The sequence below is a fragment of the Caulobacter sp. FV2ps19 genome, from assembly GCF_058681035.1.
The window spans coordinates 2,870,704-2,882,658 of sequence record NZ_CM178729.1 but is presented as its reverse complement, the minus strand read 5'-3'; the positions used below and the strand labels follow the sequence as shown (position 1 = coordinate 2,882,658).

At 68.2% G+C, this 11,955-nt stretch carries 9 protein-coding genes; 4 read left to right on the top strand and 5 right to left on the bottom strand.

Going from position 1 to position 11,955, the window contains the following annotated elements; genetic code table 11:
- Window positions 1-54: 54 nt before the first annotated feature.
- The gene (locus ACW18B_RS13695; RefSeq protein WP_492047583.1) at window positions 55-1,182 is read right to left on the bottom strand and encodes a CaiB/BaiF CoA transferase family protein; all 1,128 of its coding nucleotides are present in this window, start codon (window positions 1,180-1,182) and stop codon (window positions 55-57) included.
- A gap of 858 nt (window positions 1,183-2,040) precedes the next feature.
- Between ACW18B_RS13695 and ACW18B_RS13690 the strand changes: the two genes are divergently transcribed.
- On the top strand, window positions 2,041-3,366 hold the full coding sequence (locus ACW18B_RS13690) for a diguanylate cyclase domain-containing protein (protein ID WP_492047582.1): 1,326 nt from the start codon (window positions 2,041-2,043) through the stop codon (window positions 3,364-3,366).
- Window positions 3,367-3,374: 8 nt separating this feature from the next.
- A complete protein-coding gene (locus tag ACW18B_RS13685; protein ID WP_492047581.1) occupies window positions 3,375-4,028 on the top strand; it encodes a DsbA family oxidoreductase in 654 nt (217 codons plus the stop codon).
- On the opposite strand, the gene ACW18B_RS13680 is transcribed toward ACW18B_RS13685, so the two are convergent.
- Window positions 4,025-4,786 carry an isocitrate lyase/PEP mutase family protein gene (locus ACW18B_RS13680; protein WP_492047580.1) on the bottom strand — a complete coding sequence of 254 codons (762 nt, stop codon included), beginning with the start codon at window positions 4,784-4,786 and terminating at the stop codon, window positions 4,025-4,027. The two genes, ACW18B_RS13685 and ACW18B_RS13680, sit on opposite strands and share 4 nt — an antisense overlap.
- A gap of 62 nt (window positions 4,787-4,848) precedes the next feature.
- Entirely contained in the window at window positions 4,849-6,921 is a 2,073-nt protein-coding gene (locus ACW18B_RS13675) for a ComEC/Rec2 family competence protein (protein ID WP_492051721.1), read from the bottom strand.
- A gap of 115 nt (window positions 6,922-7,036) precedes the next feature.
- On the opposite strand from ACW18B_RS13675, the gene gltX reads away from it, so the two are divergent.
- Window positions 7,037-8,458 (top strand): glutamate--tRNA ligase, encoded by a 1,422-nt coding sequence (gene gltX, locus ACW18B_RS13670; protein WP_492047579.1) that lies wholly within the window; start codon window positions 7,037-7,039, stop codon window positions 8,456-8,458.
- A 66-nt stretch (window positions 8,459-8,524) separates the two neighbouring features.
- Entirely contained in the window at window positions 8,525-9,805 is a 1,281-nt protein-coding gene (gltA, locus tag ACW18B_RS13665; RefSeq protein ID WP_492047578.1) for a citrate synthase, read from the top strand.
- Window positions 9,806-9,878: 73 nt separating this feature from the next.
- On the opposite strand, the gene ACW18B_RS13660 is transcribed toward gltA, so the two are convergent.
- On the bottom strand, window positions 9,879-10,145 hold the full coding sequence (locus ACW18B_RS13660; protein ID WP_492047577.1) for an EscU/YscU/HrcU family type III secretion system export apparatus switch protein: 267 nt from the start codon (window positions 10,143-10,145) through the stop codon (window positions 9,879-9,881).
- A complete protein-coding gene (fliK, locus tag ACW18B_RS13655) occupies window positions 10,142-11,899 on the bottom strand; it encodes a flagellar hook-length control protein FliK (protein ID WP_492047576.1) in 1,758 nt (585 codons plus the stop codon). Before fliK ends, ACW18B_RS13660 begins: the two co-directional genes overlap by 4 nt.
- Window positions 11,900-11,955 lie beyond the last annotated feature (56 nt).

The following is an 11,955-nucleotide window of genomic DNA, read 5'->3' as shown; positions in this document are numbered from 1 at the left end:
AGCGTCGGCTGGCTGAACCGCCGCTGAACGAGATCAAGAGCTTACTGTCAGGTTCTACAGCGCGCCGGTCGCCTTCAGGTCTGCGATCGCGTCGGCCGAAAAGCCCCAGTCGGCCAGGGCTGTATCGTTGTCGCCGCCGACCTTGGGTGGCGGCCCCTGGATCTTGCCCGGGGTCGCCGAGAAGCGGGGGGCCGGCGCGGGCTGCATGACGCCCGCGATGTCGACGAAGGTCTCGCGGGCCAGATTGTGGGGATGCCTGGGCGCCTCGTCCATGGTCAGAACCGGGGCAAAACAGACATCGGTGCCGTCCATCAGGTCGCACCATTCATCGCGGGTCTTGGTGGCGATCACCGCCGCCAGCTTGTCCCGCAGCTGCGGCCACTCTTCACGGCTCATCTGATGCTGGAACTGTGGATCGGTGATCCCGGTCTTCTCCAGCAGCAGCAGATAGAACTGCGGTTCGATGGAGCCGATCGAGATCCAGCCGCCGTCGCTGCACTGGTAGGTGTCGTAGAAGTGCGCGCCGCCATCCAGCAGGTTGGAGCGCCGGCCTTCGGTCCACATCCCGCCGGCCTTGAAGCCGTAGAACATCGCCATCAGCGAGGCCGCGCCGTCGCTCATGGCGCAGTCGATCACCTGCCCCTGACCGCTGGCTCGGGCGTGGATGACGCCCGCCAGCAGGCCAAACGCCAGATAGAGCGCGCCACCGCCGAAATCGCCGACCAGGTTCAGCGGCGGCACCGGCTTGTCCTGGGTCCCGATGGCGTCCAGGGCGCCGGTGATGGCGATATAGTTCATGTCGTGGCCGGCGGCCTTGGCATAGGGGCCAAACTGGCCCCAGCCGGTCATCCGGCCATAGACGAGCCTGGGGTTGCGGGCCAGGGCGACATCGGGGCCCAGGCCCAGGCGCTCCATGACCCCGGGACGGAAGCCCTCGATCAGGCCGTCGGCGCTTTCGAGGAGTTTCAGGCAAGTCTCAATGGAAGCGGGATTTTTCAGGTCCAGCGCCACCGACCGGCGGCCTCGCGCCGTGACGTCGGCCGGCGATCCCCGGCCCTGCCCCTTGCGATCGATGCGCACGACGTCCGCCCCGAGATCGGACAGCAACATGCCGCAGAACGGGCCCGGGCCGATGCCGGCGAACTCGACGATCTTCAGTCCTGAAAGCGGTCCCTGACCCATGGCGTCCTCCCTGCCGACCTTTCAACGCGGTCGCTGGCTTGATGTAGAGCGGCGCTGACGTTCGGTCATGCAAGAGATTCCCTGCGGCGTTGGTCCAGCCTTGCCGGCGATCGGCAAGCCGGCGGTGATGTCTGCTCCGTTCCCTCATCAAAGGGGGAAGGGAGAAGACATGAGGCCTCCGCCTCACGCGATCTCTCGCTGAAGGGATGGGAAGGGCTGCGGAGCGTCCGGGCCTCGCCCGGAATATTGAGTTTTAAGTACCGTTTCGACGAAGACGAACGCTCCGCGCAGCCGTTATTCGGGAGCATCGCCGGGATTGGCGGGGTTTTAACCCGCTCCGGTAGCTAGGCCCCCGACGGGCAGGGTGTTGGCGCACCCCGGACCGCATGGGCGATTTCAGCCCATGCCTGTCGCACTCTTCGAACCTTCGCCGCCTGGGTTTTCGTCCCGATGTTTCAGGGAACCCGTCCAGATCTGTCGCCAAGGCGGTCACTCAAGACCCCCGATGAGCGCTACCCGCTCGACCACCCCTGACAGTCGCAACGGTCGCCGTACGTGCGCCCTTCCCGTGCTGTCAGGTGAGATTGATTATGCAGGCGGTTTGAACGCCGGGGATAAGTTCGCGCGAGAAAGTTTTAGAGCGTTGATTGGGTTAGGGTTTGATCCGGAATCGACGGGGATAGAGGGCCGTCTATGCCCGTGCCCGGCGTCAGGCGAGCGTTTCGCAGGCCCCTGACGACAATCGGACGCTGCGGCGTTCCTTCCCTATCTCCGGCCCGAGCCTCTGCTATGTTGCAGGCTCGAATCTCGACGGTCGATTGCGGCCGGCGTTCAGCGGGGTTTGGGTCGGAGGTAAGTGTGGCGGTTGACGCCCGGATCCTGATTGTGGCGCGCGATGATCTGCGCGCCGGCCCCCTGGCCGAGGGGCTGGATCGCCTTGGCTGGCGAACCATCACCGCGCGGGGGCCCTATGCGGCGCTGGCGGCGCTGGGCGACCTGCCGATCGAGGCCGTGATCGTCGATCTGGCCAGCGCCGGTCCCGACACCCAGTCCCTGGCCCGCCGGCTGAAGGCGGCGGTGGCGCCGCGACGCCTGCCCGTCATCGCCATCGGCGAACTGGACGACGGCCAACAGAGCCAGGCCTTCGACCTGACCCTTTCGCCGCCGCTCCATCCCTCCCAGGCGGCGCTACGCCTGGAATCGCTGGTGCGCACCGCCATCGCCGAAGAGGAATTCGAGCTGCGGCTCGAAACCTTCGGCGAGCGCGGCCGCCGGATGGATCTGCCCGAACCCCAGCCCTCGCCGTTCCGCATCCTGGCCGTGGGCGAGCCCGCGCCGCAGTTCCTGGCCCTGTCCAACGCCCTCAAGCGCAGCGGCGCCGAGGTGGTGGGCGCCTTCACCGCCTATACGGCCTTCGACTATCTGCACGAACGGGCCTTCGATTCCGTGGTGCTGTGGGCCGGCGACAACCAGCAGGAAGCGCTGTCGATCGCGGCGGGCATGCGCCGCAACACCCGCCTCTTCCACATCCCGGCCATGCTGTATCTGAAGGCCGAGAGCTATGTGACCATGTCGGAGGCCTTCCATCGGGGCGTCTCCGACGTGGCTTCGCCCGAGACGCCCGAGGTCGAGACCGCGCGACGGGTGATCGAGCTGGCCCGCAATTACCGGCGCGGCGAATCCATTCGCGGCGCCCTGGAAAAGGCCCGCAGCTCCGGCCTGATGGACGCCGCCACCGGCCTGTTCACCCGCGACCTGTTCGCCGCCCACCTGGCGCGCCTGACGGGCGCGGCGCGGGAGCGATCCCGTCCGCTGTCGATCTGTGTGCTGCGCGTGGCTGACAAGCCCGAAACCGTCTGGGCGCGTCAGAACGGCTGGCTGGACCGGGCCATTCCCCAGATCGGCTCGATGGTCGGTCGGCTGGTCCGTGTGGAAGACACCGCCGCCCGCCTGGCGCCGGAGGTGTTCGCCCTCGCCCTGCCCGCCACCAACCAGAACGCCGCTCGAGCCGCCGCCGAACGGATCGCGGCCGTGATCGGCTGCACCGCTTTTGACGCCGGCGAGGACCGCCCGCCGTTCGTCTGCGAATTCGATATCGGCGTGGCCCAGATCGAGGGGGGCGAAGGCGCCGTCAAGGCGCTGGAACGGGCCGCGGCCCGCGCGATGCAACGCGAAGCCAGCTGAGACCCGCGATGCGCCAGCCGATGATCGTGGACGTGGTCGCCGATGTGGTCTGCCCCTGGTGCTATCTGGGCTGGCGACGGGTGAAGGCGGCCCAGGCCTTGCGGCCGGATCTGGACATCTCGCTGATCTGGCGGCCCTACCAGCTGGATCCGAACCTTCCCGAAGAAGGCGTTGATCGCAAAGCCTATTTAGCCTCGAAGTTCAAGGATCCAGAGCGCCTCAAAGCGGTGCACGACGCCCTGGTCACGGGCGGCGCTGAGGATGGAATTGTCTTTGATTTCGAAGCGATAGAGAAATCTCCTAACACAAACGCCGCGCACCGCCTGATCCGCTGGGCTTTGACCGCACGGGTGCAGGACGCCGTCGTCGAGGCGCTGTTCGCCGCCTATTTTACCCAAGGCCGCGATATCGGCGACCCGATGGTCCTGGCCGATATCGCGGAGGCCGCCGGCATGGATCGCCTGATCGTGCTGCAGCTCCTGTCGGAAGGCGCTGACCGGGACTCCGTGACCCGCGAGCACACGATGGCGGTGCAGGGCGGCGTCACGGGCGTGCCCTATGTGATCTTTGGCGGGAAGGTTGCGGTCATCGGGGCCGAAGCCCCCGAGAATATCGTCGCCGCGATTGACAAGGCCGCAGGCGGCGACGATCTGTCAATCTAGGGTAGTTTTCCCCGCTCGGCCAACATCTTGGCGGCGATATCGAAACCCGCCCAGGCCGCGCCGGCCAGAGCGGCGCCCACGCTGACGCGACGCACCCCGATGTCGGCCAGGGGCGCGACGGACTGGCCGGGCCAGGCCATCAGCACGTTGACGGGCCTGGGGCTGACGGCCCTGACGATCTGGGCCACCTCGGACACCGCGATGACGCCGGGCGCATAGAGGCAATCGGCGCCCGCCTCGGCATAGGCGACCAGGCGATCGATGGTCGGCGAGAGGTCCTTGCGGCCGATCAGGAAGCCTTCGGTGCGCCCCACCAGCACCACGTCCTGGCCGCTGGCGTCGATGGCCGCCCGCGCCGCCTTGATCCGCTCCACGGCCAGGTCGAGCTCATAGAGGTCGCGCCCGACCCGATCCTCGATCGACAGGCCCGCCACGCCGGTGTCAATGGCGAGGGCGACATTGGCGGCGACGCCGTGCGGTTCGTCGGCGAAGCCGGCCTCGAAATCGGCGTTCACCGGCAGGTCGGTGGCGGCGCACAGCATCCGCAGATGCTCCAGAACCTGGTCGCGGCTCAGGCCGCCGTCATCCTGGCCCAGGGCCCAGGCCGCGCCGGCGCTGGTCGAGGCCAGAGCCTTGAAGCCCAGGGTCTGCAGCCGCCTGGCGCTTCCGGCATCCCAGGGATTGGGCAGGGTGAAGCAGCCGTCGACATGCAGGGCGCGGAAAGCGGCGCGACGGGCGGTGAAATCGATCGATGACATAAGGGCCTCCAAGGTCTCGCCAGCCATAGGCGACCGTTGTGACAGAGAGTGGCAGCAGGGTGTCAGTGCGGCGTCGACCACGGCCGGCGGCCGCGCAGCGGTTGAGCCCAGACAATCCACCAACCATCCTCGCGGCGATAGAGCTCCGCCGCGCCGCCGGCGGCGAAATCCGCGCCCGTCAGGACGATCCGGTCCCGGCAGGTTTCGGGCGGGTCGCCTTGCGCCTCGCCGCGCAGAACGATGATCTCGGCGTCGCGGCACAGCGCGTCCAGGGCTTGCGGGGCGAGGTCTTTGCGGCTCCAGGACAGGGCCAGTCGGACCGGGGCCCGTACGCCCGGCGTGCAGACATAGGCGGCGCAGTCGAAGTCCCGGGTCTCGGCGATCGCCAGGCCGCGCCGCCGGGCCCACAGTTCGGCGCCGAATCGCCGGGTGTCGGGGCGCAGCAAAAGCGCCGCGCCGCCTTGCCGGACCGCCGCCGTCGAGCCGTCCGCCGCGATCCACAGGTTCCCCGCCGGCGGCCGGGGCCACAGGGCGACGGCGCAGGCCAGGGGCGCGCCCAGCCAGCGCAGCCGCCCCTTCCACAGGCACAGCATCATCAGGCCCAGAACAGCGATGACCAGGGTGAAGCCCGGCGCGCTGGCGACCACGGCCTGACCGCCCAGCGCTTCGAAGCGTCGGGCGACGGCCTGCATGGCGTCGACGCCCCAGCCCGCAATGCGCAGGAACGGCTCGCCCCATCCCAGGCCCTCCAGAACCGCGCCCAGGGCCAGGAACGGCATGATCACGAAGGACGACAGCGGCGCGACGATCAGATTGGCCGGCAGGCCCCACAGGGCGACGCGGTTAAAGTGCTGCATGGCGAAAGGGCCCGTCGCCAGACCGGCGACGAAGCTGGCCCCGATACTCACCGCCAGCCAGCCGCTTGCGGCCTGAATGGCGCGGATGGGCCAGGGCACGGAGATCTCGCGCACCGGCCGGGGCCAGGCCTCGGCCAGGGCGATCAGGGCCGTGGTCGCGGCGAACGACATCTGGAAGCCCGGCGCGCCGGCGGCCTCGGGCTGCAGCGCCAGGATGATCAGCGCCGCCACGGCCAGGCCATGCAGGGTCACCGCCTGACGGTCGAACAGGATGGCGGCGAAAGCGACGCTGGCGGTGATCGCCGCGCGCTCGGCCGGCGGCGGCGCGCCCGAGATGATCAGATAGACCGTCACGGCGATCAGGCCGGCGACGGCGGCGATCTTCTTGCCCGGCGCCCGCAGGGCCAGCCACGGCCAGGCGGCGACGACCAGCCGCGTCAGGCCGAACACAAAGCCGCCGACGATGGCCATGTGCAGGCCCGAAATCGACAGGATATGGGCCAGCCCCGAAGCTCGCATGGCGTCGGTCTGCTGCGGCGTGATCCAGGCTTCGTGGCCGGTCACCATGGCTGCGCCGATGCCGCCGCTGCTGGGGCCCATATGGGCGACGATCCGTTCGGCCAGCCGCCAGCGAAAGGCGTTGACGGCCATGGCGACCCGCAGCCGCCAGGGCGGCGGCTCAAGCCGGAGGGGCCGGATGTCGCCCAGGGTGAATCCGACCGCCCCCACGGCATTGAACCAGGCGTCGCGGGCGAAATCATAGGAACCCGGCGCTGCCGGCGGCGGGGGCGGTCCCAGAATGGCCCGCAGGCGCACCGCGTCGCCCGGCCGGGGCAGCGTCTCGGCGTCGACCGTGACCCGGATCCGGTGCGGGGTATCGATAGGCTCGCCCCCTCCGATCTGAACCGGGGCGATCAGAACCCGGGGACCGCTGGCGCCTGGACTGACCACATCGACCACGAAGCCCTCGACCCGACGCGGGGCGCGCTCACCGGCGATCACCGGCGCGGCGACGCGATCACTCCGAATTTTCGCCGTCAGCGCGCCCGCGACCGCGAAGGTCAGCAAAGCCACGCCAACGACGAGGGACCGGTGGGATGAACGCCGGACGAGCGCCCAGGCCGCTGCGCAGGCGCCGGTCAGCAGGGCCAGGCCCCACAACGGCGGTTCCATCGCGGCGTTCAGATAGCCGGCCGCGCCCAGCCCGAACGCGACCGGGCTCCAGAGCACCCAGCGCTCGAGATTGACGTCAAGCTCGGCGTGCGCCGTGCGCCACATCGTCGCCGGGCTAGGCCATGCGCGAACCGTCGTGCTAAGACGCCCCGCCCAAGCCGCGCCCCGCTGCGCGATTCCTGCCGTCTCGGCGGCGTCCAGCCTTTCAGTATTGAGTTCGATGTCGAACCCCTCCTCCACCGACCGTGGCGTGGTCACGCGCTTCGCCCCCTCGCCCACCGGCTTCCTGCATATCGGCGGCGCCCGCACGGCGTTGTTCAACTGGTTATATGCACGGCATACGGGTGGAAAGTTCCTTCTTCGCGTCGAGGACACCGATCGCGAGCGCTCGACCGAGCCCGCCGTCGCCGCGATCTTCGAGGGCCTGGACTGGCTGGGCCTGAAATCCGACGAGGAGCCGGTGTTCCAGCACACTCGCGCCCCGCGCCACGCCGAGGTTGTCCAGCAACTGCTGGAGCGCGGCCGCGCCTATCGCTGCTGGATGACGGTCGAGGAACTGGAAGTCGCCCGCGAGAAGGCGCGCGCCGAAGGCCACGCCATTCGCTCGCCCTGGCGAGACGCGCCGCCGCCGGCCGATCCCTCGGCGCCGCACGTGATCCGCTTCAAGGGCCCGGCCGACGGCGAGACCCTGGTCGATGACCTGGTCAAGGGTCCGGTGACGTTCAAGAACACCGATCTGGACGACCTGGTGCTGCTGCGCGCCGACGGCGCCCCGACCTATAACCTCGCTGTCGTCGTCGATGACCACGACATGGGCGTCACCCACGTGATTCGCGGCGACGACCATCTCAACAACGCCGCCCGCCAGACCCTGATCTATCAGGCGATGGACTGGGACCTGCCGGCCTTCGGCCACATCCCCCTGATCCATGGTCCCGACGGCGCCAAACTGTCCAAGCGCCACGGCGCCCAGGCGGTCGGCGAGTTCGCCGATATGGGCTATCTGCCCGAAGGCCTGCGCAACTATCTGGCCCGGCTGGGCTGGGGCCATGGCGACGACGAGGTGTTCAGCGACGCCCAGGCGATCGACTGGTTTGACGTCAAGGACGTGGTCAAGGCGCCCGCTCGCCTGGACTGGGCCAAGCTCAATCACATCAACAGCCAGCACCTGCGCCTGGCCGATGACGCCCGTCTGGCCGACCTGGTCCTCAAGGCCCTGATCGCCCAGGAGGCCAGCCTGCCCTCGGACGCCGCTGCTCGCCTGCTGGCGGTCGTTCCGCAGGTCAAGGAAGGCGCCAAGACCATCCTCGAACTGGCCGAACACTGTGCTTTCGCCCTCAAAATGCGACCGCTTCAGCTTGAGGAAAAGACCCTCAAGCAGCTGAACGAAGAGACGGTCGAGCGCCTGACCCGCTTGCGTGATCGTCTGGCCCAGACTCCGGTCTGGTCTGTCGGCGAGCTCGGCGACCTGTTGAAATCCTTCGCGGAATCAGAAGGCGTCGGCTTTGGCAAGTTTGGCCCGTCGCTGCGCGGCGTGCTGACCGGCGGCGCCCAGGCGCCCGACCTGAACAAGATCATGGCGGCCCTGGGACGCGACGAGAGCCTGGGCCGTCTTGACGATGCGCTAGCTACGCGCGCATGAGGCTCTATAACGCAGCCGCGAAATGAAATTCGGACTACTTATTCCATCCATGAAGGGGTCTCCCGCATGACCGATAAGGCCACACTGACGATCGGCGATAAAACCTACGATCTGCCGATCCTCAAGGGCACCACGGGGCCGGACGTCGTCGACGTCCGCAAGTTCTACGGCGAAAGCGATCACTTCACCTTCGATCCGGGCTTCACCTCGACCGCCTCCTGCGAAAGCAAGATCACCTATATCGACGGCGACGCCGGCGTTTTGCTGCACCGCGGCTATCCGATCGACCAACTGGCCGAGAAGTCGAGCTTCCTGGAAGTCTGCCACCTTCTGCTGAACGGCGAACTGCCGACGGCCGATGAACTCGCCAAGTTCGAACACAACATCACCTATCACACGATGTTGCACGCCCAGTTCGACCAGTTCTTCCAGGGCTTCCGCCGCGACGCCCACCCGATGGCGGTGATGACCGGCGCCGTCGGCGCCCTGTCGGCCTTCTATTCGGACAGCATCAATGTCGATGACGCGCGCGAGCGCGAGATCAGCGCCCATCGCCTGATCGCCAAGATGCCGACGATCGCCGCCCGCGCCTACAAGTACACGATCGGCCAGCCGTTCGTGTCGCCGCGCAACGACCTGTCCTATTCGGAAAACTTCCTGCGGATGTGCTTCGCCGTGCCGGCCGAGGACTGGGCGCCCAACCCCGTCCTGACCCGCGCCATGGACCGCATCTTCATCCTGCACGCCGATCACGAGCAGAACGCCTCGACCTCGACCGTCCGTCTGGCCGGTTCGTCGGGCGCGCACCCGTTCGCCTGTATCGCCGCCGGCATCGCCTGCCTGTGGGGCCCGTCGCATGGCGGCGCCAACCAGGAAGCCCTCGAAATGCTCGAGGAAATCGGCACGGTCGAGAACATCCCCGCCTTCGTCCAGGGCGTGAAGGACAAGAAGTACAAGCTGATGGGCTTTGGCCACCGCGTGTACAAGAACTTCGATCCGCGCGCCAAGGTGATGCAGAAGACCTGCTACGAGGTGCTCGAGCAACTGGGCATCAACGACCCGCTGCTGCACGTGGCGATGGAGCTGGAGAAGGTGGCCCTCAGCGACCCCTACTTCATCGATCGCAAGCTCTATCCGAACATCGATTTCTATTCGGGCATCACCCTGCGCGCGATGGGCTTCCCGACGAACATGTTCACCGTGCTGTTCGCTCTGGCCCGCACCGTCGGCTGGATCAGCCAGTGGAAGGAAATGTTCGAGGATCCCACCCGCAAGATCGGTCGCCCGCGTCAGCTCTATACGGGCGAAACGCACCGCGACTACACCCCGGTGGAAAAGCGCGGCTGAGCCGACGGCTCGGTCCTCACCGAAGCGGCCTTGATCTGGAAAAGCCCCGTCTTACGACGGGGCTTTTTCTTTGTCAGGGCTTGAGCAGGAAGCTCAGGATCTCGGCGATGGCGCGGTAAAGGGCCTCTGGGATCTCTTCGTCGATCTCGATCGTCGACAGGGCCTGGGCCAGGGCCGGGTTTTCCTCGATCGGCACACCGTGTTCCCGCGCGGTCTCGATGATCTTTTCGCCGATCCAGCCCTGGCCTGAGGCCACGACCCGGGGCGCGTCGACGCCGTCATAGTGCAGGGCGACGGCGATCCTGCCGCGTCGTCCTCCGTCGCCAACGATCCCGGTCATGATTCACGGTCCAGGAAGCGTCCCACCGCGATCGGCGCGATGGCCGGCGCACCGGCGTGGATGGCGACCTCAGGTGACAACTCGGCCTCGCGCAAGGCTCCGCCCAGGGCCTCCTCGCCGGCCTGCAGGCGCGCCACTGCGTCCGGCCGCTCGGCCCACAGGCCCACGCGGGCGACAGGCCCTGTTAGCGCGATCTGAACGTGGACCGGTCCCAGAGGCTCGACGTCGAGGGAAAAGCGCGCGCGCCAGGTGCGCTCGATCTCGTGATCGCCCCCCGCCCCGCCGCCGCCGCCATCGCGACTGACTTCGAACTGGGCGACGGCGACGCCCTGGGGGGTCTGGAACGGCAGGTCGAACACCCAACGCGGGCTTTTGGCGTCGCTGACCCGTTCAGCCTCGGCGTGTCGCTCCGGCAGGGAGGCGATCTGCAACAGTTCCTGGCGCGCGATGGCGCCATTGGTCCCCTTCAGCAGGCGACGCGCGAGGTCCGCCTCGGGAAGGCCTTCAGGCAGATCAGAGGTCGCCGCAGCCTGCGCCGCCATGGGACCACCCGGATAGGGCGGCGGCGGCTTTGCGGGCGATTGGGACCTTGCCGCGACCAGAGGTGACCCCACGCCCCGATCGACGGCGTCATCGCGACCGGTGGGTCGCGGCAACGGGTCGATCACTTCGTCCTCGATCAGTCCGACCATCAGGAACGGACGTTCCGGCGCTGTCGGCGGGCGGGCCACGGCGGGCGCTGCGGTCTTGAGTTCAGTCGCTGGAAGCGGCTCGGACGGTTCGCCTGGCGGCGTCGCGGCTGTTGGAAGCGCGGGGTCGTCTTCTGGAAGCGTTGAAACCTCAGGCCGGGAAACGGGCGCGCCGGTTGCGAGCGGCGCCGCGGGCTGTGGGCGGGTCGATGCGGCTAGCGTGTCCGCCTCGACGTCGAGGCCTGCATCGTTCTGCGGACCAGCTACAGCTTCGGCCTCAGATCCGGCGCCGACCGCGGCCGCAGAGGCGGCCCTGATGACATCCTTCCCAGTTTGTCCCTGATCGGGTTGAAGCTGGGGCAGATCAGGAAGCTTGGGCAGCGCGGGATAGCCGCCTCGAGGCGGCAGGTTCGGCGGCGGGGCGACCGTGTTCTCGGCGGCTTGTGTCCCGGGCGATGGGGGGAGCGTCGCGGCGGGCGTCTTGGCCAGCCAGGTTGCGACAACCGCGCGAAAGACCAGGAGCGCCGCCTTCATGTCGCCGGCCGCCGGCGGTGGAGCGGCCGCGGCGGGATGTCTGTTTCCTGCAACCGCGCGCGCGAGATGGGCCTCAAGCAGGACGCCCGACCCATTGAGCGCGGCGCGCAGGCCCTGCGCCGTCAGGGGCTGATCAATCGGAATGGCCTTGTCCAGAACCGCTCTGGCCGCCTGCTGCACGGATGCCGGGAGCTCCAGCCGGGTGTCGAGAGCCTCCAAATCAGCCATGATCGGGGCCAGTCCCGACTGGAGGGGCGCGGCCTGGGCGGCGGTCGAGCGCACAGCCTCGGCCAGGCGATCGGGCACGGAACGCTCGGCCTTTGTGTGTTGATCGGGTCCCGGGGTGCTGCTTGCGCCCGTGGAGATCTCGGCCTGGGTCGTTCCGGCCAGAGCGTTCAGAACCGAGGTGTTGCTGGCGAGCACGGCCTGGGCCCGCGCCAGCGCCGCCAGGGCTGTGGCCGGATCAGAGGCGTGGCCTACCGCAGAAGACGGCAGGATCGGCGTAATGGGCGCTACCGGATCGATGGGCAATGAACAGCCTCCAACCGCCTGGGTCGCGAAGATCGCCTCTCTCAATAGATCGTGCT

Coding starts and splice junctions, on each gene's coding strand:
- ACW18B_RS13695 (WP_492047583.1), bottom strand. CDS start 1,182: ATGGGTCAGGGACCGCTTTCAGGACTGAAGATCGTCGAGTTCGCCGGC.
- ACW18B_RS13685 (WP_492047581.1), top strand. CDS start 3,375: ATGCGCCAGCCGATGATCGTGGACGTGGTCGCCGATGTGGTCTGCCCC.
- ACW18B_RS13680 (WP_492047580.1), bottom strand. CDS start 4,786: ATGTCATCGATCGATTTCACCGCCCGTCGCGCCGCTTTCCGCGCCCTG.
- ACW18B_RS13675 (WP_492051721.1), bottom strand. CDS start 6,921: ATGTGGCGCACGGCGCACGCCGAGCTTGACGTCAATCTCGAGCGCTGG.
- gltX (WP_492047579.1), top strand. CDS start 7,037: ATGTCGAACCCCTCCTCCACCGACCGTGGCGTGGTCACGCGCTTCGCC.
- gltA (WP_492047578.1), top strand. CDS start 8,525: ATGACCGATAAGGCCACACTGACGATCGGCGATAAAACCTACGATCTG.
- ACW18B_RS13660 (WP_492047577.1), bottom strand. CDS start 10,145: ATGACCGGGATCGTTGGCGACGGAGGACGACGCGGCAGGATCGCCGTC.